23 protein-coding genes are annotated in these 24,950 nt (G+C 62.5%); 2 read left to right on the top strand and 21 right to left on the bottom strand.

Annotation, left to right across the window (positions count from 1 at the left end):
* Positions 1 to 20: 20 nt before the first annotated feature.
* The 6 genes from BS630_RS33215 to BS630_RS33190 are packed head-to-tail and all read right to left on the bottom strand — an operon-like array spanning position 21 to position 6,794.
* Positions 21 to 1,331 carry an alanine racemase gene (locus BS630_RS33215; protein ID WP_077980968.1) on the bottom strand — a complete coding sequence of 437 codons (1,311 nt, stop codon included), beginning with the start codon at positions 1,329 to 1,331 and terminating at the stop codon, positions 21 to 23.
* The gene (locus tag BS630_RS33210; protein ID WP_077980862.1) at positions 1,324 to 2,280 is read right to left on the bottom strand and encodes an amidohydrolase family protein; all 957 of its coding nucleotides are present in this window, start codon (positions 2,278 to 2,280) and stop codon (positions 1,324 to 1,326) included. The genes BS630_RS33215 and BS630_RS33210 overlap by 8 nt, the downstream gene beginning before the upstream one ends.
* Entirely contained in the window at positions 2,277 to 3,218 is a 942-nt protein-coding gene (locus tag BS630_RS33205) for an ABC transporter permease (protein ID WP_077980861.1), read from the bottom strand. The genes BS630_RS33210 and BS630_RS33205 overlap by 4 nt, the downstream gene beginning before the upstream one ends.
* The gene (locus BS630_RS33200; RefSeq protein WP_077980860.1) at positions 3,215 to 4,177 is read right to left on the bottom strand and encodes an ABC transporter permease; all 963 of its coding nucleotides are present in this window, start codon (positions 4,175 to 4,177) and stop codon (positions 3,215 to 3,217) included. The genes BS630_RS33205 and BS630_RS33200 overlap by 4 nt, the downstream gene beginning before the upstream one ends.
* On the bottom strand, positions 4,174 to 5,688 hold the full coding sequence (locus tag BS630_RS33195) for a sugar ABC transporter ATP-binding protein (protein WP_077980859.1): 1,515 nt from the start codon (positions 5,686 to 5,688) through the stop codon (positions 4,174 to 4,176). The genes BS630_RS33200 and BS630_RS33195 overlap by 4 nt, the downstream gene beginning before the upstream one ends.
* Positions 5,689 to 5,723: 35 nt before the next feature.
* Positions 5,724 to 6,794 carry an ABC transporter substrate-binding protein gene (locus tag BS630_RS33190; protein WP_077980858.1) on the bottom strand — a complete coding sequence of 357 codons (1,071 nt, stop codon included), beginning with the start codon at positions 6,792 to 6,794 and terminating at the stop codon, positions 5,724 to 5,726.
* 218 nt (positions 6,795 to 7,012) lie between these two features.
* Between BS630_RS33190 and BS630_RS33185 the strand changes: the two genes are divergently transcribed.
* Positions 7,013 to 7,798: an IclR family transcriptional regulator gene (locus BS630_RS33185; protein WP_077980857.1), complete on the top strand. Its 786-nt coding sequence runs from the start codon at positions 7,013 to 7,015 to the stop codon at positions 7,796 to 7,798.
* A 173-nt stretch (positions 7,799 to 7,971) separates the two neighbouring features.
* On the opposite strand, the gene BS630_RS33180 is transcribed toward BS630_RS33185, so the two are convergent.
* The 5 genes from BS630_RS33180 to BS630_RS33160 form a co-directional block, all read right to left on the bottom strand.
* The gene (locus tag BS630_RS33180) at positions 7,972 to 8,880 is read right to left on the bottom strand and encodes a homocysteine S-methyltransferase family protein (RefSeq protein WP_077980856.1); all 909 of its coding nucleotides are present in this window, start codon (positions 8,878 to 8,880) and stop codon (positions 7,972 to 7,974) included.
* Positions 8,881 to 8,955: 75 nt separating this feature from the next.
* Positions 8,956 to 9,645, bottom strand: coding sequence for an ABC transporter permease (locus tag BS630_RS33175; RefSeq protein ID WP_077980855.1), 690 nt, complete (start codon positions 9,643 to 9,645; stop codon positions 8,956 to 8,958).
* A gap of 12 nt (positions 9,646 to 9,657) precedes the next feature.
* On the bottom strand, positions 9,658 to 10,383 hold the full coding sequence (locus tag BS630_RS33170) for an ABC transporter permease (RefSeq protein ID WP_077980854.1): 726 nt from the start codon (positions 10,381 to 10,383) through the stop codon (positions 9,658 to 9,660).
* A gap of 12 nt (positions 10,384 to 10,395) precedes the next feature.
* Positions 10,396 to 11,169, bottom strand: a complete 774-nt coding sequence (locus BS630_RS33165) for a transporter substrate-binding domain-containing protein (protein ID WP_077980853.1) — start codon at positions 11,167 to 11,169, stop codon at positions 10,396 to 10,398.
* Positions 11,170 to 11,213: 44 nt separating this feature from the next.
* Positions 11,214 to 11,993 (bottom strand): ABC transporter ATP-binding protein, encoded by a 780-nt coding sequence (locus BS630_RS33160; protein WP_077980852.1) that lies wholly within the window; start codon positions 11,991 to 11,993, stop codon positions 11,214 to 11,216.
* Between the two features lie 163 nt (positions 11,994 to 12,156).
* Between BS630_RS33160 and BS630_RS33155 the strand changes: the two genes are divergently transcribed.
* On the top strand, positions 12,157 to 12,621 hold the full coding sequence (locus BS630_RS33155) for an Lrp/AsnC family transcriptional regulator (protein ID WP_025398278.1): 465 nt from the start codon (positions 12,157 to 12,159) through the stop codon (positions 12,619 to 12,621).
* A 149-nt stretch (positions 12,622 to 12,770) separates the two neighbouring features.
* Here the strand turns inward: BS630_RS33155 and BS630_RS33150 are convergent, their stop codons facing one another.
* The 10 genes from BS630_RS33150 to BS630_RS33105 all read right to left on the bottom strand — a co-directional run bounded on the left by BS630_RS33150 (position 12,771) and on the right by BS630_RS33105 (position 24,874).
* The gene (locus BS630_RS33150) at positions 12,771 to 14,732 is read right to left on the bottom strand and encodes a methyl-accepting chemotaxis protein (protein ID WP_077980851.1); all 1,962 of its coding nucleotides are present in this window, start codon (positions 14,730 to 14,732) and stop codon (positions 12,771 to 12,773) included.
* Positions 14,733 to 15,174: 442 nt separating this feature from the next.
* Entirely contained in the window at positions 15,175 to 16,245 is a 1,071-nt protein-coding gene (locus BS630_RS33145) for an LLM class flavin-dependent oxidoreductase (protein WP_077980850.1), read from the bottom strand.
* Between the two features lie 61 nt (positions 16,246 to 16,306).
* Positions 16,307 to 17,680, bottom strand: a complete 1,374-nt coding sequence (locus BS630_RS33140) for an LLM class flavin-dependent oxidoreductase (protein ID WP_077980849.1) — start codon at positions 17,678 to 17,680, stop codon at positions 16,307 to 16,309.
* A 38-nt stretch (positions 17,681 to 17,718) separates the two neighbouring features.
* The gene (locus BS630_RS33135; protein WP_077980848.1) at positions 17,719 to 18,468 is read right to left on the bottom strand and encodes an ABC transporter ATP-binding protein; all 750 of its coding nucleotides are present in this window, start codon (positions 18,466 to 18,468) and stop codon (positions 17,719 to 17,721) included.
* Positions 18,444 to 19,361 (bottom strand): ABC transporter permease, encoded by a 918-nt coding sequence (locus BS630_RS33130; protein ID WP_077980847.1) that lies wholly within the window; start codon positions 19,359 to 19,361, stop codon positions 18,444 to 18,446. Before BS630_RS33130 ends, BS630_RS33135 begins: the two co-directional genes overlap by 25 nt.
* Positions 19,362 to 19,395: 34 nt before the next feature.
* Positions 19,396 to 20,421, bottom strand: coding sequence for an ABC transporter substrate-binding protein (locus BS630_RS33125; RefSeq protein ID WP_077980846.1), 1,026 nt, complete (start codon positions 20,419 to 20,421; stop codon positions 19,396 to 19,398).
* Positions 20,422 to 20,735: 314 nt separating this feature from the next.
* The gene (locus BS630_RS33120) at positions 20,736 to 21,074 is read right to left on the bottom strand and encodes a hypothetical protein (protein WP_077980845.1); all 339 of its coding nucleotides are present in this window, start codon (positions 21,072 to 21,074) and stop codon (positions 20,736 to 20,738) included.
* A 95-nt stretch (positions 21,075 to 21,169) separates the two neighbouring features.
* Positions 21,170 to 22,267: an ABC transporter substrate-binding protein gene (locus tag BS630_RS33115; protein ID WP_003538466.1), complete on the bottom strand. Its 1,098-nt coding sequence runs from the start codon at positions 22,265 to 22,267 to the stop codon at positions 21,170 to 21,172.
* Between the two features lie 51 nt (positions 22,268 to 22,318).
* Complete coding sequence (locus BS630_RS33110; RefSeq protein ID WP_077980844.1) at positions 22,319 to 23,359, bottom strand: ABC transporter permease; 1,041 nt, start codon at positions 23,357 to 23,359, stop codon at positions 22,319 to 22,321.
* 18 nt (positions 23,360 to 23,377) lie between these two features.
* Positions 23,378 to 24,874 (bottom strand): sugar ABC transporter ATP-binding protein, encoded by a 1,497-nt coding sequence (locus BS630_RS33105; RefSeq protein WP_077980843.1) that lies wholly within the window; start codon positions 24,872 to 24,874, stop codon positions 23,378 to 23,380.
* Positions 24,875 to 24,950 lie beyond the last annotated feature (76 nt).

Below are 24,950 nucleotides of genomic sequence, written 5' to 3'. Positions count from 1 at the left end.
CTTGCTTTTGGAGGGAGAGTTCAGCCGAAGCTGGTCAGATAGGCCGCCGTCACCGAATGGTCCGGGTCGAGGCCGTAGAGGATGGCATGCCGGTCAAGGCAGGTGCAGGGATGCGAGATGCCGTACTCGATGACGTCACCGACCGCGACGCCGCTGCCGTCGGCAAGGCTAATGAAGGCGTGCTGATCGTTGAGGCGGAAAACTTCGGCGCCCGCGAGATCGGCGAGATACGCACCATTGCGATAGAGCGCCAACGGCCGCGGCAGGCCTTGGTCCATCGCCACGTCGCGCATGCCCATGCCTGAGATCGCCAGCCGCGGCTCCGGCCGGGACAGGACCTCAGCCCAGAGCCGCAGCGCCGGATGGAAACCCGCGGCCGCCGAAACCGTCTCGCCGCCGATGCGGAAACCGCCGCGTGCATCGAGGCCGGCAAGGCCGCGTTCGTAGATGCCGTGATCGTGGAAGAAGATCGCGCCGCTGCGCAGCACCAGCCGGCAGGCGGGATCGGCCGCGACGGCGGCGGAAAGCCTGGCAATCACCACGTCGAAAAACACTGAGCCGCCGGCCGTCACGAAGAGCGGCCGCTCCTTGCCTATACGGGCGCGCACCTTCGGCAGGAAATCTGATGTCACCGCCATCAGCGCCTCGATCCGACGCATCGTCTCTTCCGCATCGGCGGTCGCCGCCGCGCCCTCATAGGCTGCGATGCCGGTCAGCCGGAAGGTCGGCGTCTCCACGGCAAGGATCGCCTCGAAAATTGCCTCGGCGGCGTCGATGCCGCGGGCACCGGCGCGGCCGGCGCCGAACTCCACCAGCAGGCCGAGAGGCGGCAGATCGGGACGTTCCTGCCAGGCGGATCGAAGAGCCTCGACCAGCGCTGTCGAATCCACGAAAATATGAAGTTCCGCATCGGGGTAGCGGCCAAGCAGGGCCGCGAGTCGGCGGGCGGCGGCGGCCCCGCCGATCTCGTTGGCGAGGATCAGCCGGCGTAGTCCCGCCTGGAGCAGGACGGCGGCCTGGCGGATGTCGGCGACGGTCGTGCCCCAGGCGCCTGCCGCCAGAAGTGCCTCCGAGAGCGCCGTCGACATCGGTGTCTTGGCATGCGGCGCGATATCGGCGCCGTGGCTCTTCACATAGGCCATCATCAGTTCGACATTGCCGGTGAAAGTCTGCCGGTCGAGCGAGATCAGCGGCAGGGCCATCCTGCCGTCATAGGGCTTCCATCCCTGCTTGCCGATTGCAGCAAGCGGAAGCGGCGGATTGCCCGGCGGAAAGCCGCGCACCCGCTCGTCGATCAGAACGTTTTCCGTCGCGGTATGAAGGTCAGATATGGCAGCCACTCCTGATCTTGGCCGGATCGGCGATGCCGAGGCGATAGGTTTCATTGGCGGTGGCAAAGAACAGGGCGCGTTGCTCGTCGAGAGACAGCTGCGAGGCGACCGTGCGGAAAACCCGGTAGACCTCGTCGAAAGAGGCGTGCAGGCCCGCGACCGGAAAGTCGCTCGCGAACATGGCGCGCGCCGGGCCGAAACAATCAAGGCAATGCTCGATCACTGGCCGCAGGCTTTCGAGCGTCCAATTGTTGTCGTAGGCGACGAGGTCGGAGATCTTCAGACGCATGTTCGGCTCGTTGCCGAGTGCCCGCAGACCACGGCGCCAGAGCGCCAAGCCGTCCTCCGTCCGATCAGTGGGGCTTCCGCCATGGTTGAGCACGAAAAGCGTTTGCGGAAAAGCGCGCACCAGTTCGAGCGCCTCATCCATCTGCCAGGGATAGAGCATCAGATCGAAGACCAATCCGAGCCGGGTGGCGTGAGCTAACCCCGCCCGCCAGGCGGGGTCGCCCATGCGGTTCGGGCGCGGAGCAAAACTCTTCGCCGCGTCCGGATGCCAGCTCAAAATATCGCGGATGCCGACGACATTCGGGTTTGCCGCTTCCGCCTCGAGCAGGCGCATGGCGTCCGGCCCGTCGAGAGGCACGCGCGCGATATAACGGTGCGCCACGCCGGAGCTGCGGTCGAGGCCATCCAGCCAGCGGCTCTCTTCCAGCGGGTAGGTAACGGACCAGCCCGCCTCCACATGCACGGTTGCAATCACGTTCTGGCGGGCAGCATCGGCGCGATAATCGTCAATGCCATAGTTGCGCAGGATCGGTGCGAGGCTCCCGAAAACCATCTCTTCGCCGGACCCCCGCGCCTTCTGCAGCCAGGGATGGCGTTCTAGGCTGAGGTCCCAGAGGTGGTGATGCGGGTCGATCACCGGCCCGTCATAGAGTTCCGTCATCGGCGTGCCTCGCGACCGGAAACCAGCAAAAGGGCAAGGATCAGCGTGCCGAACATGATCGACCGCCAGCCGGGCGAGGCGTTGACGACAGTGATCAGCGCCGTCGTCGTGACGAGCAGGATTGCCCCCGGAATGGTCCCGGCATAGGTACCGCGCCCGCCGAGGATGGAGGTGCCGCCGAGCACGACGGCGGCGATCGAGGTCAGCAGATAGGGGTCGCCGATGCCGACATAACCTTGCCGGTTCATGCCGAGCACGAGAATGCCCGCAAGCCCTGCGAAAAAGCCCGACAGAGAGTGGACGATCAGCGTGTTGCGGGTGACGCCGACGCCGGAAAGCCGGGCCGCCAGCGGGTTCGCCCCAAGCGCCAGGAAACGGGCACCGATCGGCATGCGGTGGACGAGCAGCAGGACGATGATCGAGACGACGAGCCACAGAATGATGCCTGAGGGAATGCCGAGCGGCCGCGCCTGTCCGAGCAGAATGACGGCCGGGTTGCTGACGGTGACCGCGCTGCCGCCGGCGACGATGACGAGCAGCCCCTGCAGGAAGGTCGCCATGGCCAGCGTCATGATGATCGGCGGCACGCGAAGATAGGCAGCACCGGCGCCGTTCATCAGACCGATAGTGGTAGCGATGGCAAGGGCCGCCGCGATGCCGGCGAGGCCGGTCGGATCCCAGGCCGGCGAGATCAGCGGCAGCAGGATCGCCGTCACTGTTATGACTGCGCCGACGGAAAGATCGATGCCGCCCATCAGGATGACGAGCGTCTGGCCGGCGGCGGCAATGCCGATCACCGCGGCGAGTTCGAGCAGGTAGCGCAGGTGGCCATAGGCGCCGAAACCGCGCAGTGTGAGGCTTGCGACGACCCAGACGAGCGCGACCAGAAGGAAGGTCAGCAGCGGTGGATTGCGGAACGCGGACCTGATGATGTTCATCGCCTTGCCCTCCAAGCCCCAAGAAGTTCCGGCACGGCGACCGCGCCGACGATGATCAACCCTTGCGCGACATATTGCGCGACCGGCGGGAAGCCCAGGAAGAACATGACGTTGATCATCACCGAGAGCAGCAGGCTGCCGCAGATCGCCCCGCGCATCGTGCCCTTGCCGCCGAGGAAGCCCACGCCGCCGAGCACGGCGGCGGCGATCGAGTTCAGCGTGAAGGGCGTGCCGATAACAGGATCACCCGAGCCGGTCTGCGCAGCGACGAAGAGACCGGTCAGGGCGGCGAGAAGGCCGGACAGGGCGAAGGCGACAACCTTCACCCGTTCGACCGGGACACCGGAGCGGAACGCGCCGACCGGATTGTCGCCGGCTGCGTAGATGCCGAGGCCGAGCGGCGTTGCAAGAAAGGCTTTCCAGAGCGCCAGGATCACGACGAGCAGCAGGAAGGCGACGGGCGTGTGGCCGGCCAGCACCGTCGACAGCCAATCGGGAATGAACCCGCCCGGCCGCGGCAGCAGGATGAGCGCGACCCCGCCGATGATGAAGGAGCCGGCGAGCGTAACGATGATTGCGGGAAGCCTCAGATATGTGACGATGGCGCCCATGGCGGCGCCGATCGAAAGACCAGTAATCGAGACAGCAAGAATGCCGCCCGGTACGCCGAGCGCCCCACCCATCGTCGTCGCGGCGATCACCGCTCCAAGACTGACGAGCGGGCCGATCGCCAACGTGATGCCGCCGTTCAGCATGAGCAGCGCCTGCGCCATGGTGACGAGCGCGAGCGGGAACCAGTTCTGCGTGAATTTGGAGAAGCCGCCGATCGAAAGGATGCCGGGAAAGAGCAGTGCATAGAGGATGAGAAAGGCGGCGACAACCAGGTAGAGGCCGGCAAGGCCGCGGTTGCGACGGAGCTGGATTGCGCCGTAGAGCCGGGATGACGAACTTGTACTCATGCTGCCTCCCCCTGCGTCGTGGTGGTGATGCCCATCGCTGCGCCGACGATCGCTCCTTCGCTGATTTCATCTGGCGACAGTACCGCCGCGACACGCCCCCCGCGCAGAACCACGACGCGATCGCAGAGATGCACGAGCTCCGGCGTATCGGAACTGGCCAGAATGACGAGCCGCCCCTCGTCGGCGAAGGCGCGGAGCATGAGATAGATTTCCCGCTTGGTCTCGATGTCGACGCCGCGCGTCGGATCGTTGAGGAGCAGAACGGAGGGATCGAGCGGCAGCCATTTGGCGAGCGCCACCTTCTGCTGATTACCGCCGGAAAGCGCCTGCACCGGGCGGGCCGTGTCGCCCTTGATCGTCAGCCGGCGCGCGAGATCGGCGACCAGCCCGTTTTCCGCCGGCCGGTCGCGCAGCCCCTGGCGCGCGACCCGTCCAAGCGAGGGCAGGATGAGGTTGGAGGCGATGGAATGCGGCAGCACCAGTCCCTCATGCCTGCGGTCGGCCGGGACATAGACGATGCCGGCGGCATTCGCCTCGCTGACATCAGCGGGCAGGGCGGGCTTGCCGGATACCTCCGCCCGATCGGCCGAGGCCGGAATCGCGCCGTAGAGACCGAGCAGCAAGTCTTCCTGCCCTTGTCCCACCAGCCCGCCGATACCGACAATCTCGCCGGCGCGGGCGGAGAAGCTGACGTCACGCACCATGCCGGCGGAAAAACCTTCGACGCTGACGCGCATCGGGCCGGGTGCTGCGGCCGGGCGCGGCGGGAACAGGTCGCCGGTCTCGCGGCCGACCATCAGGCGCACCAGGCCCTCGCCGTCGATGCCGGATAGCGATTGGTCGGCGGTGACCAGGCCATCCTTCAGCACCGTGACATGCGAACACAGCGCCTGCACCTCGTTGAGGCGGTGGGAAATATAGAGAAGTGCCGTGCCGCGATCCCTGAGCGTCCCGATCAGGCGGGCAAGGATGCCGGCTTCGTGCGCGGAGAGCGATGAGGTCGGCTCGTCCAGGATCAGCACACGCGGCTTGCGGAACAGCGCCTTGGCGATCTCCACCATCTGGCGTCGGCCGAGCGCGAGGTCGGCGACCGGCATGTCGAGCGGCTCGGTGAGTCCCACCATATCGCAGACGTCTAACACGCCGCGATGGAGCGCTCTGTAATCGATGAGGCCGAACCGGCGCGGAAATGCGCCGAGCCCGATGTTTTCGGCAATCGAGAGACTGGCCGTCAGGCTCAGCTCCTGCTGAACGACGGCAATACCCGCCGCGCGCGCAGCCGCCGGGCTGAAGCGTTCGACCGGCTTGCCGTCGACGAGGATGGAACCGCCGTCCGGCTGCAGAGCGCCGGACAGGAGGTTGATAAGCGTGGACTTGCCGGCGCCGTTTTCGCCGAGCAGGGCGTGAACCTTGCCCGGCAGAAGGGCGATATCGACGCCCTTCAACACGGGATTGCCGAAAAATCCTCTGAACACCTGCCGGGCTTCCAGCAAGGGTCTTTCTTCCGTCATGACGGTTTTCCTCAACCCCGGATTACTTGGGCGGATTACTTGGCAAGCAGCTTGTCGAAGAGCGCCTTGTCGTAGTCCGAGTAGATATAGCCGTCAGCCGGGAACTTGTCGGCCCGTGCGAGGTAGCTGCCGATCGTGCTGTCGTCGATGACGGGCAGCGGCACCTTGACGAAGGCCGGAACTTCCTTGCCTTCCAGCGCCTGCACGGCGGTGTAAACGGAAAGCGCGCCGAGCCAATTGGGCTGCATGGTCGCCCAGCCCTTCAGTCCCTTCTCCTTCCAGAGCTCCAGGAACTGCCTTGCGTTTTCGCCTGTGGTCGGCACCTGGTCGCGGCCCTGGCGCTCGAAAGCGAGCACCGAGCCGGCTGATAGCGCGCCGCCCAACGACAGCACGCCATCGATTTCGGGATTGGCGAAGAGCAGGCTGGTCATCGCTTCCTGTGCCGGCGCGACGTTATATTCCGTGTTCGTCTCGGTGATCACCTGGAGACCGGGATTGGCGTCGAGGACCGGCTGGGCGCCCTTGCGGCGGTCGTCGCTCACCGAAATGCCGGCCGGACCGTTCATGATGATGATCTTGCCCTTGCCGCCGAGCTGGCTGACCATCCACTTGGCAGCGGTCGCGCCCCATTCGTTGGAATCGGTGTTGATCTTCGCCGTCACCTTGTCGGTATTGACCAGACTGTCGAAATTCACGACGGCGATGCCCTTGTCGCAGGCATCTGATATGACGCGGTCGAGCGCATTGGAGGAACCGGCGATCACGACGATGGCGTCGACATTGGCGTCGATCATCGACTGGATATGCTGGATCTGCGTCTGGGCGTTGCCCTGTGCGTCCGTGATCATCAGGTCCTTCACAAGGCCTGCCTTCTTCAGCTCCTCCACTTCAGCCGTGATGGTGCCTTCGGTCTGCTTCATCCAGGTCGGCACCGAATAGATGTTTGCCCAGCCGATCGTATAGGGCGCTTTCCTGTCACCCTTGATGCAATTGGCGGCGGCCGAGGCCGTACCTGCCGAAAAGACGAGCAGTGCCGCAGCGGCGGCGGCACCCGCGAGAAGGCGGCGGCGCAGCGAAGCGGAAGTGCCGTTTTCAAGATTCCTCATGTCGATCCCCTTTTTTTGTGTGCGGCAGCGTTGACCGCTTGCCATCAATGTCCAATATAGCGTACATATGATCTATATATTGGACGAAGTGATCTTATGCCGATTTTTCCACCTCGCAAGAGGGGTCGGAAAATTTCATTCGCAACGAATGACGGACCGATTGACAGATGCGGCAGCCGGCTTGAAAAGCTTGGCCGGACAAAGAAGGATCGATAGCAATGGATGCAGTGCAGGACGAAGCAGCCGGCAAACGCGCCCGAGGGCTCGACCGTGCCTTCGAAATCCTCGATTTCCTGCGCCAGAAACGGCAGGCCCTGAAGCCGAATGAAATCGCCGCGCAGATCGGCGCGCCGCGCTCATCGGTTTACGAGCTCGTCAACCTGCTGCTGCAGCACGGCATCCTCGAATTCACCGGCGGCGAGGGGCGTGTCTATCTCGGCCGCAAGCTGTATTTCCTCGGCGCAGCCTATGAGAACCATTTCGACTTCACCCGCGAATGCGAGGCGACGCTGGAACAGCTTGCCGACGAGACGCGGGAGACAGCGCAGTTCTGCATGCTGGATGGAAACAGATACACGGTTGTCCGCATGCGCGAAGGCGCGCGCCCCTTCCGCATTTCGACGGATGTCGGGCAGTCGGTGCCGATCCCGTGGACGGCGTCGGGCCGCCTGCTCGTCGCGCATCTGTCGGATCAGGAGATCCTGAACTTCATTCCGCCGCAGGATTTTCGCCTGCCGAACGGCGAATGGCTCGAGCCGCAAACCTTCATCGCCGAGGTACGCCAGGCCGAGCGTGAAGGTCTCTTCACCTTCAACAGCATCGTCGACAGCTTCACCCACTGTTTTGCCGTACCTGTGCGGGGCGAGGAAGGCCATGCAGCCGCAACGCTCTGCCTCGTCACGCCGCGCGACGATGGCATCGCCAACCGGGACCGCTACCTCGATTGCCTGAAGAAGGCCGCCGCCGGCCTGGAGCATGCCCCGGCCCGACCGAAACGGGGCTGAGCACCCCTGCATCTCTCAGAAATCGGATTGATTGCGCCGAAGCAGATCGAGTTTCTTCTTGAGCTCCAGAAGACGGCGCCGAGGGCGGATGAAGCGCTGGCGCGGTCACTTCACCAAGAGGATCAATAAGCCCGAAAGCCGCAATTCTCGGCAGCAGCCTCACTCTCGGCTATTCAGCGCAATAGCGTCTTCCTCAGGCGATGGATATGGGCCGTGCCGATGCCGCAGCAGCCGCCGATGATCGTTGCGCCGGCTTCAACCCAGGAACAGGCATAACGCGAATAGGCATCGCCATTCAAATCATCACGTGTGTCGTGCAGGCCTTCATTGGCAGCTGCCTCGCCCGTTTCCCCTTCGAAGGCATTGGCATAGACCCCGACTTCGATAGGAGCATCCATCTTTCGGAAGACTTGCGCCGCGGTTTCCACTGCTGTCTGCATCACCTCGGGCTTGCTGCAGTTGAACAGGAAGGCTTCCGCGCCCGATGATACCGCCCAGGATGCCGCGTCCTCCACGCTTTCGCCGGAACGAAGCTTCGGCTCGCCGCCCTTGATCGCGGCTTCGTCATCCGCCAAGGTGAAGGAAATCCAAAGCGGCTTGCCCGACGCCGCTACCGCCTTGCGGACAGCCTCGCCTTCGGCGATCAGGCTCAGCGTCTCGCCGAGCCATATATCGACAAAGGGCGCGAGGTTTTCGACAAGCACTGCGAGATAGTCCTGCACCCGCGAAGGTTCGAAATTCTGCGGCTCGTAGGAGCCGAAGATCGGCGGCAGCGAACCCGCGACCAGCGCCTTCCTGTTGGTAGCGGCATCGGCGGCGTCGCGCGCCAGGCGACCGGCAAGACGGATCAGCGCCGGTCCCTCCGTCCAAAAGCGTTCCTCGCCGATGTGAAAAGGCACGAGCGCATAGCTGTTCGTCGTAATGATCTGGGCGCCGGCGGCGATGAATTCCTGGTGTACCTCTCGCACGATGTCAGGCGAATTCATCAGCGCCAGCGCCGACCATTCGGGCTGCTTCAGTTCGGCGCCCAGCCGCAGAAGTTCGCGGCTCATGCCGCCGTCGAGAATTCGCGTGGTGCTCATGACGTAATCTCCATTCAGGCTGTCGCGCCGTCCTCGGCTGCGAGCTTTCAAAACAAAGTAGCGGGCTTCATCGGCTTAGCGGCGAACCGGCACCTGCGCTTCGAGACCTCGAAAGACGTGGGCGATTACTGCCGTCAAAGCGAGATAGAAGAAGGTGACGACCAGCAGCGGTTCATAGACGAGCAGCGTGTCCTGCCGAACCTTGTTTGCCACGGCGTAGAGATCCATCACCGTCACCGTAAAGGCGAGCGGCGTCGCCTTGAGCTGCATGACGATCTCTCCTGCAATCGTCGGCAGGGCGATGCGAATGGCGCGCGGCAGCCAGATGCGGCGGGTCAGCATCCAGGGTGAGAGGCCGAAGGCCCGGCCCGCTTCGAGTTCGCCCTTGGGAACGGCAAGCAGCGCGCCGCGCAACACCTCTGCCTCATAGGCTGCGTAGTTCAGGGTAAAACTGACGGCGGCGAAGAAGAAGCCCTCGCGCAGGACCGGCCAGAACAGGCTCTGGCGGATGCCGGGGACCATGGGCAGCAGTGAGCCCACCCCGTAGTAGAGAAGCCATAGCTGTATCAGCAGCGGCGTGCCGCGAAAGAAGGTGCAGTAGCTCCGCGCGAGCAGCCGCGTCAGTCTGCCGCCGCTGACCTGCGCGAAGGCGAGGCCTATGGCGATGACGAAGCCGAACACCACCGAGATTACCAGCAGGAAAACGGTCTGCCAGGCGCCGCTCAGAAGCAGCGGCCAATAAGAAGAGATCCAGGTGAAATTCATAAGGCGCTTTCTTCAGGCAAGGCGCGGCTGCCCCCGCCGTACCCGTCCCTCGACCAGTTTGAAGACGACGTTGGAAACGAGCGTGATGGCGAGATAGAGAAGGGCCGAAGCAAGGAAAAAGACGAAGTAATGCTTGGTGCTTGCCCCGGCAAGACGGGTGGCGAGGGCCAGTTCCTGGTAGCCGACGACCGCGACCAGCGCGCTCTCCTTAGTGACCGACATCCACAGATTGGCAAGACCCGGCAGCGCGTTCGGCAAAAGCGCCGGCAGCAGGACGCGGCGGAACCTCAGCACCGGCCCCATGCCGAAGGCCTTGGCGGCCTCGATCTGGCCGACGGGAATGGCGAGGATCGCGCCGCGCAGCACCTCTGTCATGTAGGCGCCTTGGACGAAACCCAGCACGGCGACGGCCGCGACGAAGCCGTTCACATTGACCGGCGGCAGCTCCAACGCGGCGAGCAGCCGGTTGAGGCCATCGGTGCCGGCATAATAGAGCCCGACGATCAGGATCAGCTCGGGAACGGCGCGGATCAGCGTGGTATAGAGATCGAGCAGCAGGCGCAGCATGCGGTTGCCCGAGAGCTTCCCAAGCGCGCCGCCCGTGCCGAGCAGCAAGCCGATCGCGAAGGCGCAAGCGGAGATGGCGACCGTGGAGACCGCACCTGCCAGAAGGACGCCGCCCCATCCCGGAGGATAGGGAGACAGCAGGTCCAGAATACCTTGTTGCGTGGTCGCCATCGTTCCGGCTGCTTACTTTGCGCCGTAGATGTCGAAATCGAAGTATTTCTTGTTGATGGCGTCATACTGGCCACTGGCACGGACGGCAGCGATCGCCGTGTTCAGCTTGGCCTTCAGCTCCGTGTCTTCCTTGCGCAGGCCGCCCGAAACGCCGGCGCCGAGAATTTCCTTGTCGTCGGCGACGTCGCCCATCTTGGCGCAGCAATCCTTACCACCATCACTTTTCAGGAAAGCGTCAAGCGCCAGTGAATCGCCGAAAACATAGTCGATACGGCCGGAGGCGAGATCCTGGAACGCCTCGTCGAGCGTCTGGTAGGTCTTTTCCTCCGCGGCTTCAGCGAAATACTTCTTGTAATATTCCGACTGGATCGTCGACACCTGGATGCCGATGGTCTTGCCTTTCACGTCCTCGGCGGTAGCACCGGGTTTCTGGTCCTTGGGACCGATCAAGGTGCTCGGCGTGTTGTAATATTTGTCGGTGAAGTCGATCACCTTCGAACGTTCCGCGGTGTTCGACATCGAAGACCAGATCACATCGAACTTCTTGCTCTGGAGAGCCGGAATGAGACCATCCCAGGAAATCTCGACGATCGAGCATTTCTCCTTGATCTCCTCGCACACAGCGTTCATCAGGTCGATTTCCCATCCCTGCCATTGGCCGGAGGCGTCCTTGGCGAAGAAAGGCGGATAGGATTCGTTCATGACGCCGAAGCGGACTTCGGCCTGTGCGGTGACGGCAGAAAGCACGAGTGCCGCGCCGGCGAAAAGCGTGGGGAGCAGTTTCATTCGCAGGATTCTCCTGGTTTGTATTGTCGAGGATAGGGTGCGCATCAATGGGCGCTGAGACCGGTGAACTCCCGGCAGCGGGCGCTGACGGGCGCGCCGAATATCTGCTCCGGCGGGCCTTCCTCCTCGATCCGTCCCTGATGCAGGAACAGAACACGGCTCGAGACATCGCGGGCAAAGCGCATTTCGTGCGTGACGATCAGCATGGTCCGGCCTTCTTCCGCGAGATCGCGGATGACCTTCAGCACCTCGCCGACCAGCTCCGGATCAAGCGCCGATGTCGGCTCGTCGAACAGCATGACAGCAGGGTCGACGCACAGCGCCCTGGCAATCGCCGCGCGCTGTTGTTGACCGCCGGAGAGGAAGGCGGGATAGGCATGGCGCTTGTCGAAAAGCCCGACCTTGTGGAGCAGGGCCTCGGCCTTTTCGATCGCCTCGCGCCGCGAAATGCCCATGACGTACACCGGCGCCTCGATGACGTTTTCCAGCACCGTCCGATGAGCCCAGAGATTGAAACTCTGGAAGACCATCCCAAGTCCGGTCCGTATCCGTTCGATCTGCCGCCAACTGCGCGGCTGCAGCCGGCCGCCCCGCCCCATCTTCAGCGCGATTTCCTCGCCGTTCACGGCGATGCGGCCACGATCCGGCGTTTCCAGGAAATTGATGCATCTGAGAAAGGTGCTCTTGCCGGAGCCCGACGAGCCGATGATCGAAATCACGTCGGACTTCTCGGCCTGCGCCGAGATACCCTTGAGAACCTGTTGCGAGCCGAAGCTTTTATGGAGATCTTCGACGCGAAGAGCAGGAAAGGGTTGATCTGGCATGCATGGTTCCGGGTGAATTGAGTTTGCGAAGGATAATGATAAAATAACGCGGTTTTTTCGCGCAGTTTTCATCTATTCTGCATATTTTATGCAAAATAATCTTCTTCGTGCGGCAAGTACGGCAGAATGCGCGAGTTGCTGCGGCGAGAACTAGGATTGAACAATGGAACAGCTGGATCGTTTTGACCGTGACATTCTCGATATCGTTCAGCGCGACTGCCAGCTGAAGGCCGAAACAATCGCCGAACGGATTGGACTGTCGGTCTCGGCCGTGCAGAGGCGGTTGAAGCGGCTGCGCGAGGACGGGATCATCAAGGCGGAAGTGGCCGTCGTCGACCGCAAGGCGACGGGCACAGCGATGGTGTTCATCGTCGGAATGGAGATCGAGCGGGACAATTACGACGCGTTGGCGAAGTTCCGCCTCTGGGCGGAGAAGCAGGATCACATACAGCAGGTCTATTACGTCACAGGTGCGGTCGATCTAATCGCGATCGTCACCGCCCGCGACGTCGAGCATTATGACGACATCGCTGCCTTGATCATGGCTGACAATCCGCAGATCCGTCGCATGCACACGAATGTCGTGCTGCGGGACGTCAAGCTCGGCCTGTTCGTGCCCCTGGACTAGAGCATGATGCCGAAAAGTGTGAGCGGCTTTCGGACAACATCATGCTCACCTTCTTTGGGCCGAAAATGCGAAGGGCAGCAAACGCTGCCCTTCACAAAATTATGCCGCTTTTGCTTTCTCAGCGGAGGCTGGAAAGAGATCAGGGCGCCTTAAAACTCTTCCCAATCACCGGCCACTGCTGCATTCCCGTTCGTCTGGAACGATTTGCCCACTTTGGCAATCATCTGGCGCGCAGGCGAGGGCGCCGGTTGAGCATGCGGCGCCGCGGCAGCCGGCTGCGCTACGCGCTTCGGTGCCACCACTCCGCCAATGTTGAACTGGCCCAGCAGCTGGAACAGCGCATCGGCTTCCTTTGCGAGGTTGTGGGCCGCCGCTGTGGCTTCTTCCACCATGGCGGCGTTCTGCTGCGTTCCCTGATCCATCCTGTTGACGGCGGTATTGATCTCTTTCAATCCCGTCGCCTGCTCTTGCGAAGCGCCGACGATGGCGCCCACATTGCCGTCGACCTGCTGCACCTGCTCGGCAATCTCCTTGAGCGCCTTTCCGGTCTCGCCAACCAGGGCCACACCGCTTTTGACGTGACCGTTCGAAGCGTTGATGAGTTCCTTGATTTCCTTGGCCGCCTTGGCGGAACGTTGCGCCAATTCCCGCACTTCCTGAGCCACGACCGCAAAGCCCTTGCCAGCCTCACCCGCACGTGCGGCTTCGACACCGGCATTCAGCGCCAGCAGATTGGTCTGGAAGGCGATTTCATCGATGACACCGATGATGCTGCCGATTTCGGTGGCGGAGGATTCGATCTTGCCCATGGCATCGACCGCATCCCGAACGACGCTGCCCGAGCGTTCGGCACTGTCCTTCGTCTTGCGAACGAGCTGGCCGGCTTCCTGAGCCTTGTTGCTCGAGTCGGCAACGGTGGTCGTAATTTCTTCCAGGGCAGCGGCGGTTTCCTCGACCGAGGCTGCCTGCTGTTCGGTCCGCTTGGCGAGATCGTCCGAGGCGGAGCGGATCTCCTGTGCACCGGCGGCGATGGCGCTGGCGTTCTGCGCAACCTTCTGCATGGCGGCACGGAGCTTTTCGACCGCAGAATTGAAGTCGGCTCTGAGCTTTTCCAAGGAGGGAATGAACGGAGTGCCTATCTGCTGTGTAAGGTCGCCGTCAGCCAGCGCCTGCAGCGCATCGCCAAGCTGGCCGACAGCCTTGTCCGTCTGCTCGGCAAGGGTGCGGCGTTCATCGGCATCCTGCTCGAGCCGATGCCGCTCCGACACGGCGCGCTTCGCCTCCGCGTCGGCTTCCCGTTCTGCCTTTGCCGAAATTGCGTCGCGCAGCCCGGCCACCGCCCGTGCGAGCTTGCCGATCTCATCGCCGCGCTCTTCGAGGCGGCGATCGCCGTCGAGATTACCGTCGGCCATTGCTTTCAGCGAAAGCTGAAGTTTCGCCAGCGGGCCGACGATCGTGCGTGCGGTCACGGCGGCGGCAACGAGTGAAAGAACGGCCGCAATGCCAAGCGCGGTCAGGGCGAATGGCTTGAAGCCGCTTGCCATGCTGCGAACCTCGCCGCCGATCGATTTGTTCAGCGCTTCCTGATAGTCGATGAATTTGTTAATGGCGCCGAGCCAGGCAACGAAGGCCGGCCGCGCCTGTTCGAGCAGGATCTTGCGGGCGGCCTCGCCGTCGCCCTTCTCCTGCAGCGCAATGATCTGGGCGACCAATGGATTGGTCTTCGCCTGGATGTCTGCGATCTCGCCGAGGATGGTCTTTTCCTGTTCCGTCGCACCGGCCGGAGATGCAACCATATCCGCCATGCGCTTTTCATTCTCGGCGTAAGAGGCTGCCAGCTTTTCGATCAATGCCTCGGCCGTCTTCCGTTCATCGGGAGAGGTCACCAGAGTGACGTCACGGATGGCAATCGCCCGATCATGGACGCTGCCGCGATAGTTGATGGCAAACCGCTGCTTCACGCTATTGACGTCGTTGATCGCTCCAAGTTTATCGTTGATCTGCGCAACTTCTTCCGTCGAATAGATGGTCAAGCCGACCATCAGCAAGAGGAGAACGCCGAAGCCAAGCGCCAAGCGCGCCACAACCCCGAAACTCATGATATTCTTCATATGCACTCTCCCCCGCGGTGAGCTTTGTTGGAAGAATGTCTCGGCAGCCGACGGGCACCCTGTGCCCGGAATCGCGCTTGAGATACGGGACATCCGTCAAAGCAATAAAAGCCGATTTCATGCGAAATTCGGGTGCCTGGCCCGCCATCATGGCGGAGGTGACAGTTCTCAAGAACGTCGGCCCGATACCTAAAAAATTAGAGTAATATATTTTAGAGAGTGTAAACGGAGCCGACGGAGCAAGCTATGGCGCTCTATCTGGATAGCATTTGCGCTTTTCGGATGGGCGATTGGACGAGCGCTCTCCCCGTGGTTGCGAAATCTCCCATCTCGCCCAAACAACAAGGTTCGGCGGCTTGCCCGCGAACTGCGCGCCGCTCTGAACGGCCTCGCCAATAGGCATGAATTGCAGCGGCGGTACCGGAGCGCCGCTGCTCCGGTTTCAGCCGCGCAGCAGCGGAAGAAGCTGATCGCCTTGCCGTTTGATTTCGGAGAGATAGGGCGTGTCGGACAGCACAAACTGGGTGACGCCGAGATCCTGGTATTTGCGCAGCGAGCGGGCGACGTCCTCCGCCGAGCCGACCAGCCAGGTGGTGCCGGCGCCGCCGCCGCCGAATTTGCCCGGCGCGGTATAGAGGTTGTCGTCGAGGACTTCGCCGCGCTCATGCAGATCGAGCAGCCGCTGCTGGCCGACGGCGAGCGCCCGTTGGTGATCATGCCAGCCGCTGCCCTTGCTTCTCGCCATCTCGGCGACCTTCGCCTCGGCATCGGCCCAGGCCTGTTCGGTGGTGTCGCGGACCAGCGTCGTTATTCGCAGTCCGAATTCCAGCGGCGGGAGGTCGCGGTCCAGCTCCCGGCTCAACGCCTTGAGCCGCGCAATCCGTTCGCGGACGCCGTCGAGCGGCTCACCCCAGAAGAGCTGGACATCGGCCTCGGTCGCGGCCACCCGTTCGGCCGCCTGCGAAGCGCCGCCAAAATAGAATTTGGGGTGCCGACGGTCGTCGCGGACCTGGATGCGCGGCACCACGGTGGATTCAGCGACCCGGAAGTTCTCGCCCGCGGATGTGACGTTTTCTTCGGTCCACAATCTGCGGACCAGCCGCATAAACTCCTTGGTCCTGGCATAGCGGTGTGCCTGATCGCCCTCGCTGTCGCCGTAGGCGGGCAAGTTGTCCTTGCCCGATACGACGTTGATCCGCACGCGGCCGCCGGTCAGATGGTCCAGCGTCGCCGCCGCGGAAGCGAAATTCGCCGGTCGCCAATAGCCGGGACGGATCGCAATGAGCGGTTCGAAGGTAGTCGTTCGGGCGGCGAGCGAGGCCGCGACGGTAAACGTGTCGGGGCGGCCCCAACCGGTACCGATAAGCGCGCCCTTCCAGCCATGTTCCTCCAGCGCCCTTGCGTGGCTGGTCAGCGTATCCAGGCTGTTGTGGTTCTCGACGGCGGAATCGCCGCGATGGCCGGCTTTGACGTCGTTCGGAATATACCAGAGAAATTCGGAATTATTGCTCATGCGATGCTGCGGTTCTGTGTGTGATTGGAACAAGACGAGGGGAGGAAAGCCCCTCAAGAGATCATACGACCGCCTGCACCTGCTGCTGCCGCGCCTGAACCACAAAGCCATTCGGCGGGCGTTGGAGGCCAAGGTTTTCCCGCAGCGTCGTGCCTTCGTATTCGTGCCGGAACAGGCCGCGCTTGCGCAGGATCGGGACGACCTGATCGACGAAATCGGTCAAGGCGGTGGGCAGGATCGGCGGCATGATGTTGAAGGCGTCGGCAGCACCGTTCTCGAACCAGCTCTGCATCGCATCGGCGATCTGCTCGGGTGTTCCCACAACCGTCCGATGGCCACGGGCGGTGGCGACCGCCAGATAAAACTGGCGCAGCGTCAGATTGTTGCGCGATACCAGATCGGAGACCAGCTTGAGGCGGCTTTTGTTGAGTTCGGTATTTTCAGGCAGGGGAGGGGCGGGATCATCTAGCGAGTAGCCGGAAAGGTCGATGCCCTTGTAGTGGCGGGCAAGGATATTCCAGGCGATGGAGGGATGAACCAGCGATTGGATATGGTCGTAATTCGCCTGGGCTTCCGCTTCCGTCCCGCCGAGAACCGGGAATATGCCGGGACTGATCAGCAGTTCGTCCGGCCGGCGTCCATAGCGGGCGAGCCGCCCCTTGACGTCGGAATAGAATTCCTGCGCATCCTCGAAGGTCTGGTTGGCGGTAAAGATCATCTCGGCCGTGCGGGCGGCAAGTTCGCGTCCCGGTTCCGATGCGCCGGCCTGCACGATAACAGGGTAGCCCTGAACCGGGCGGCCGACGTTGAGGGGACCCGCCACCGAGAAGAACTTGCCTTTGTGATCGACGAGATGCACCTTGTCGGGATCGAGATAGACCCCGCTTTCCTTGTCGCGGATGAAGGCGTCGTCTTCGTAAGAATCCCACAGTCCCTTCACCAGGTCGACGAATTCCTCGGCTCGCTCATAACGATCGGCATGGGCGGGATGGCCTGCGATTGAAAAATTCTTCGAAACATCCGCACCTGTCGTGACGACGTTCCATGCCGCACGACCCTTGGAGATATAGTCCAGCGACGCAAACCTGCGGGCGAGAAGGTAGGGGTCCTCGTAGGTCGTCGATGCCGTGGCGACGAAGCCGATATGTTTGGTCACCTGGGAGAGGGCCGCCCAGAGGGTCAGCGGCTCGAAATGGGCGCCCTGGGCAGTGCGACGAAGCGCTTCGTGGTCCTTGGCGCGGTCCCATCCCGCCGGGCTGTCGGCGACGAAGACGAGATCGAATTTGCCGCGTTCGGCGGTCTGCGCGAGTTCGCGGTAATGATCGATATTGAGGCCGGCATCGGCCTGCGCCTCCGGATGGCGCCAGGCGGCGATATGATGGCCGGTGGCCATGATGAAAGCGCCAAGCCGCATTTGCCGTTTCGATGTGCACATTGGCTTATCCCTAGAATCAAATTGAACTGTTGCTGATGTCAGGCGGCCTTGCGGCCCGGAAGCTCGACCCCGAGCCGGCTGAGGAGGCGGATTCGGAATTGCGCAAAGCGCGGATCGCCGTGATCGCGCGGCGTCGGCAGATCGATCTTGAGATCCTCGATGAGGCGCCCTTCGTCGAGGACCAGTATCCGGTCCGCCAGCGAAATCGCCTCATCGACGTCGTGGGTGACGAGCAGCACGGCAGGACGGTGTCTTGCGCACAACTCCCGCAGCAGATCGTGCATTTTCAGCCGGGTCAGCGCGTCGAGCGCGCCGAACGGCTCATCTGCGAGAAGCAGGGCCGGCTCGCGCACTAGCGAACGGGCAAGCGCGACCCTCTGTTGCTCGCCACCCGAAAGCTGGTTCGGCCACGCCGTTTCCCGGCCTGCAAGTCCGACTTCCGCCAAAGCCTTCCGTCCGGCTTCCTGGCCGGAGGCGCCGGTCAAGCCGAGCGTGACGTTCTGGATGACGGTGCGCCAGGGCAGCAGGCGGGCGTCCTGGAAAACCACCGAAAGGCTCTCCGGCGTCTCGAGGGTACCGGTTCCCTCGACACCATGATCGAGACCGGCAAGAGCTCTGAGGAACGTGCTTTTGCCGGAGCCACTGCGGCCAAGCAGAGCGACGAACTCGCCTTCCTCAATATCGAGATCGACGCCGTCGAGGATCGTCTTCGTCGCAAACCGCCGTGCGAGGTCTCGCACGTGGACGGCCTTGGTTGCGGGCTTCAGTTTGCCAGGGTGCGGCGCCATGAGAGGGCCCTCTGTTCGATGAGGCGGACGAGACCGTCCGAGACGAGACCGAGCAGCACATAGACCACCAGGCCGACGAGAATGACGTCGGTCTGCCCGTAATTTCGGGCAAGATCGATCATATAACCGAGCCCACTGGTGGCGTTGATCTGCTCAACCACGACGAGGGAAACCCAGCAGAGGGTGACGGCAAACCGCAGACCCAGAAGGAAACCCGGCAAGGCGCCCGGCAGCACGACCTGAAGGATGAAGTCCTTCTGGCTCATCCGCAGTGTTTCGGCCAGTTCGACATAACGGCTGTCGATGCTGCGGAGCGCATTGTGGGTGTGGATATAAATCGGCACGATCACGGCAAGCGCGATGGTCGTAACCTTCATGCTCTCGCCGATGCCGAACCACAGGATCAGCAAGGGGATCAGGGCCAGCGTCGGTATCGCACGCTTGATCTGGACCGGCCCGTCGATCAGGGCTTCGCCGATCCGGGAAAGACCGGCGATAACGGCGAGGACCGTACCGATCAGCAATCCGATGCTGAGGCCGAGCAGGGCGCGCGTCGCCGACGTCACGAAATTATCCTGCAGGCGACCCTGCTCTATCAGCCTTACGAAGGCCTCGACCACCGTCCACGGCGCCGACAGGATCCGCGGGTCAATCCATCCGAGCGCAGAACCGACGACCCAGGTCAAGACGAGCAATACCGGCCCGATCTGCAACCCGAAAGGTATCGCGGGTCCGGGACCGAGCCTGCGCCGGGCGCGGGGGCCGGCTAAACCAGCAGAGCCAGCAAAGCTAGCAGGGCCAACCGGCCTTGTCGCGCGTGAACCTGCATGCGCAATTCTACCGCCGGACGACCGCGACAGTTTCGCCTCATCTGCATCCCAAGTGGTTGCCATGCTTCAAATCTCCTCTCCGAAGGGGTGTCGAACGTTACTGGCTCTTGGCCAAAGCCGCGGCGCCAAGCTTTTCGAAACGATTGTCGAAAATCTGCTCCACATTGAGGGGTTTGTAGCCAAGCTCGCCTGCCAGCAGGTCGATGGTCTCCTGGTGGCGCTTCTTCACTTCGCTCCAATCGCTGGGAACGACCTGTTCGCCGGTCAGCTTGACGAGATATTCCCCGTCCTCCTGGCTCAATCCCTGCTGGCCAACGTAATATTCCTTGATCCAGAGGTCCGGGTTCCGGTTCACCCATTCGGTGGCGCGTACCCACAGACCAACATATTCGGCGAGAGCTGCCGCCTTGGCCGGATCGTCCAGAACCCATTGCGGCGCATACAGATGGCTCGGATCATCGCGCAGGCCATGTTCCACGAGGGTCGCGCCATCAGGCCCGTATTGGGTGATATAGCGCCTGATGTAGACGCCGCCGAGCGGCGCGATGTCGACCTGCTTGCTGGCCAATGCCTTCGGGTAGACGTCACTGGTGCTCGGCAGTTCCACCAGGGTGACGTCACCGCTATCCAGACCTGCCGCGTGCAGCGCGCGTAGAACGAGCGTGCCCTGTGCCTGACCCGGGCTGAAGGCGATGCGCTTGCCGCGGAAGTCCGCGAGCGTCTTGACGGCCGCGCCTGGCGCGATGCCGAAGCGGTAGATGGGATTGGCGATCGGGTCACGGCGTTCGCGATAGGCGATGTTGCGGACGGGCAGATTGTTCCAGTTGGCGAAGATCGAAGGGATCTCGGCCACCGACCCGACATCGAGTGCATGGGCGCGGAAAGCTTCCGACGTCTGCGGCCCGCCGCTGATATTGGCCCATTTGACCTCGAAACTGAGCTCCTTGCCCAGGCCGGACACTTCGAGCGCTTTCTGCGTGACCGGATCGCCGATCGTCAGCACCGTGCCCGGCGGCACTTTGGGAAGCAGGGGAGCGTCTGCCTGGGCTGCCGCCGGACCGTGAATGGCACTGAGACCAAGCAGACTGAACAACGCAATTTTGAATGTCTTTGCCAATGGCATCGTCGATCTTCCCGTTTCGGATTGCTGATTGCAGGAGCGATGCACGGTAAGATGGAATATAATCCACTAATTCGATAGACTATTTAGTTTAATGAAAGTGGCGCTGAGGGAAAATTGTCCTCAAAAGTCGGGCAACCGGAACGATCGCATCCGGCGCGCCCGAGGATGCTCGGCGCACCAGACGTGAAAAAGCGCCCGGGAGGCTCGTCCGCGGGCGCTTTCCGGGTCTTTGTTCAAACCCTTACTTTTGTTTAAGCCGGGCAGCGGACCGAAGCAGTCGCCCAAGCCGTCACGGACGTCGGGATCGCCTTATGTCAGGCAATATACGGTGCATATTCGTTGGCCGCGAATACGTGATGGTGCACCTTGCCGGTAAAGAGCTGCAGGAGTTCGCCGGTGACCTCGCGGCTCTGCGACCGCACATCGGAGAGAAGTGCCGCGTTCACCGTATCCATATCGGGATAACGAATGGCGAGCGCCATGGCATAGATCGGGGCGCCTTCGTCGCGCTCCATTCCATCCAGCACCCGGATTTCCTCGGCGCCCGGAAATTTCGTCCAGAGAGGGACGAGCCGCTGCCGCACGAATTCGCGGAATTCCGCTTCTCTGCCGGGATGGATTTCGCCTTCAAACAAAGCATAACGAATGATCATAGGTTCTCTTTTCCAAAACTCGCCGGAGCTGGATCGATGTTGGTATGTTGTCAGGAGGTCAGGGCATATCGATCGATACGCCCTGACTGAGAGGGTTATTTGCCCCAGATTTTCTTGTATTGATCGCGATAACCGTTGTCGGGGTCGAAGCTGTTCTTCGGCCCACCGTCAAACTCGACGTTCTGGCTGGTCACCACATGCAGCGGCGACACGTAGCCCGACCATGGGGCGCCCGCAAAGGCGCGGTTTAGTTCGTCGACGAGCTGCCAGCCCTGGAGGTTGAGCGGCTCGGCGACCGTGACGGCCTGGAACTGCTTGGCACGGATGCGCTGGTAGGCGCTCTCCGAACCGTCGCCGGCTGCGACGTTTACCGGTTTTCCGTCGCCGGCAATGCCGGCCGAGGCGAGCGAAGGTCCCATGAAGTCATAATAGAGGTCGTTGATCGCCAGCGAATGCGTCCACTTCGCACCATACTTCTGCAGAAGCGATGTGGTCAGCTGCGGCATGCGCTGGGAGGTTTCCGCGATCGGCGTGTCGACATATTCGAGCACCGTACCGCCGAGATCCTCGATCTCCTTCTTCATGCGATCGGCCTTGGCAATCGCGATCGCATAGGTGGAGTCGGTGAAGATGATGACGCCCGGCTTGCCGGCGGCATCGGCGAAAGCCCAGTCCGCCGCAGACTTCGACACTTCCATCGCATCGGTGGTCACGTTTGCGAAGACGCCGACTTCGGGAACCGGACCGACCGCCGAGGCAGCGTGCCAGGAAACCATCGGAATGCCGGCAGCCTTGGCCGCTTCCATCGCCGGCTTCTGCTCGACCGCGTCAAAGCCGTTGATGATGATGCCATCCGGCTTCAGCGCCATGGCCTGGCCGAACGCCGCGGTCCGGCCGCCGATCGAACCGGCGCCGTCAAGTGCCTTCACCGTCCAGCCGAGCGCGCCTGCCGCTTCCTGAACGCCATTGACCACGCCGAGGATGCCGCCGTTTTTCATATCACCGGCAAGAATGACGATGTTCTTTCCGGCAGCGCCCTTGGGGCCGCTCGTCGGGCCATCCCAGGCGCTCACCTTGGAAGCATACTTTTCGACTATGGCCTTGGCGTCGGCCATCGAATCGGCCAATGCTGGCATGCTGAGCATAACGGCGACGGTTGCGACCGTTGCCTGCAATAACGTTCTGCGCTTCATGTTCACTCCTCCATTTTGTTTGTTGTGAAATGCCGGGATGAGCCGGCATCCTCATTTGGATGCGGGTGTGATCCTCCTCACAGCTCCGCGCTTGCGCTGGGCGTAACCTGCGATGCCGATGGCAATCAGCAGGGTCACGCCGTTGAACAGCGGTTCGACGAAGAACGACCCGCCGAATTGCTGAATTCCTGATATTCCGACCGCCAGGATGATGACGCCGATCAAGGTGCCCCAGACGTTCACCCGTCCCGGCTTGATCGTCGTCGATCCGAGAAACGCGCCGACAAGCGCCGGCAGGAGATATTCGAGGCCGACGCTCGCCTGGCCGATGCGCAGCTTCGAGGCGAGCAGGACCCCGGTCAGAGCCGCGAGCAGCCCCGAGGTGACGAATGCGCCGATCACGAATTTGCGGACCGGAATGCCATTGAGGGCCGCAGCCTTCGGATTGGCGCCGATGGCGTAGAGATAGCGGCCGATCGGCAGGTATTCGAGCACGATCCACATGCAGATGGCGATCAGCAGCACGTAGAAGCCGGTGATCGGCAGGCCGAACAGCATCGTGCCGTTCAGCGCATAGAAACCCTCAGGCAGGACGCCGACCACCTGCCGGCCGCCGGTGTGCCAGAGCGCAAGCGCGTATAGGACCGTTCCGGTGCCGAGCGTCGCGATGAAGCTGTCGATCTTCGCAACCTCGACCAGCAGGCCGTTGATGCAGCCGGTAAGAACACCGAGCGCGAGCACGATGACCACCGCGACCGGCCAGGGCAGGCCGTAAGCCGTCTGCAGGCTGATGGCGAGAATGTGCCAGAGCACGATGCCATAGCCGACGGTCAGATCGATGCGACCCGATGCCATCGGGATCATCGCGGCCAGCGACAGAAGCGCGATGATCGCCTTGTCGGACACAATCGAGCGGACGTTCAACACGGTCGGGAAAGTATCCGGCAGAAGGATCGAGAAGATCACGATCAGGCCGACGGTCAGGATCACCAGCCCATAAACCGGGATCAGACGTCCGATCTTCTGTCCCGTGGACAGACCCGCCATTTCGCTCTTGGTCGGCTCCAGAGCCGTGGATTCAATGGATTGCATGGCTGTTCTCCCGATGGCTCAAGCGGCTTCCGATGCGGATGCGGCCGTGATGACCGCCTCCGTCGTCAGAGCGCTTCCAGTCAGTTCGCTGACGATTTTCCCGCGCGAGAAAACCAGCGCGCGGTGGCAGATATGGGCAATTTCCTCGAAGTCCGTCGACACCACGACAACCGCAAGACCGGCCTCGAGCGCCTGGGTGATCAGACGGTAGATTTCGGCACGCGCCCCGATGTCGACGCCGGCGGTCGGATCTTCGGCGACCAGCAGCTTGCGGCCGGTTGCCAGCCAGCGGCCGACGACCACTTTCTGCTGGTTGCCGCCCGACAGGGCCTCCACCGGCAGATCCGGGTCGTTCGGCCGTAGACCGACGGAATGGCCGATCTTATGGGCAAGGTCGGCTTCGCCGCGCGGCGACAGGAAGGACAAAAGCCCACGCCCGACGGCTCCCGGATTAAGGTAGGTATTTTCCCGAATGGACAGCGAGAGCGCCACGGACTCCTCCGTCCGGTCACGGGCAATCAAGCCGATGCCCGACGCCATTGCCCCTCGTGGGCTGGAAAGGTCGGGGGCCTCGTCATGCAGCAGAACCGAGCCGTTGAAGGGCTCGCAACCAAACAGGGCGCGGCCGATCCGTTCCTGACCGGCGCCACGCAATCCAGCCAGTCCCAGAAGCTCGCCCTCGCGGATATCGAAGGATATCGGGCCTGTGCCGGCGCAGACGAGATCGCGGACCTCAACGATCGCCTTGCCGGGCGTGATCGCCATCTTGGAAAAGAGGCTGTCGCCGCTGCGGCCGATGATCATCGTCACCAGCTCCTCGGGGGTGGTCTCGCTGACGGGCTTCTGTCCCACCATGCATCCGTCGCGCAGAACCGCGACCCGATCGGCAATCCGGAAGATTTCGTCCAGCCTGTGGGAAACGTAGATCATCCCGACGCCACGATCCTTCAACGGACGGATCGCATTGAACAGCCGATCGACTTCATCGGCGGGAAGGCTCGCCGTAGGCTCGTCGAGCACCAGCACGTCGGCTTCGACGGCAAGTGCACGGGCGATGGCGACAAGCGACTTTTCGGTGCGCGACAATGCCGAGACCCGCGTCGTGGGGTCAAAGTCGCAACCGACCAGTTTCAAGGCTTCGTTGGCGCGCGCCTGCGTCCTGTTCCAATCGATGAGGCCGCGACGCATCGAGAAGCCCTGCGACAGGCCCATGTTCTCGCCGACCGTCATCCACTCGATCAAACCGAGATCCTGGTGGATGAAGGCAACCGGCTGCCGCTCGTTCGGCTTCGGGGGACGATGATGGTAGCTCTGGCCGCGAAACAGGATGTCGCCGCTATCGGGCTTGTAGATGCCCGCAAGCGTCTTGATGAGCGTCGATTTACCGGCGCCGTTTTCTCCCAGCAGCGCGAGAATTTCACCCTCGCGCAGATCGATCGAGACGTCACGCAGCGCTTGCGTGCCGCCGAAGCTCTTGGTGATCGACTGGAATTCCAGCAGTCTCTTGGCTTCCACTGTGGCTCCTCCCAAAGCTGCGGTTTTCATGGGTGTATGTTATCGATAACATTTATGGATGGTCAAGCGGAAAGAT

The sequence above is a fragment of the Rhizobium laguerreae genome (assembly GCF_002008165.1).
Classification (GTDB): domain Bacteria; phylum Pseudomonadota; class Alphaproteobacteria; order Rhizobiales; family Rhizobiaceae; genus Rhizobium; species Rhizobium laguerreae.
Note: the sequence above shows the minus strand (reverse complement) of the source record. Positions and strands in the feature narration are given on the sequence as shown.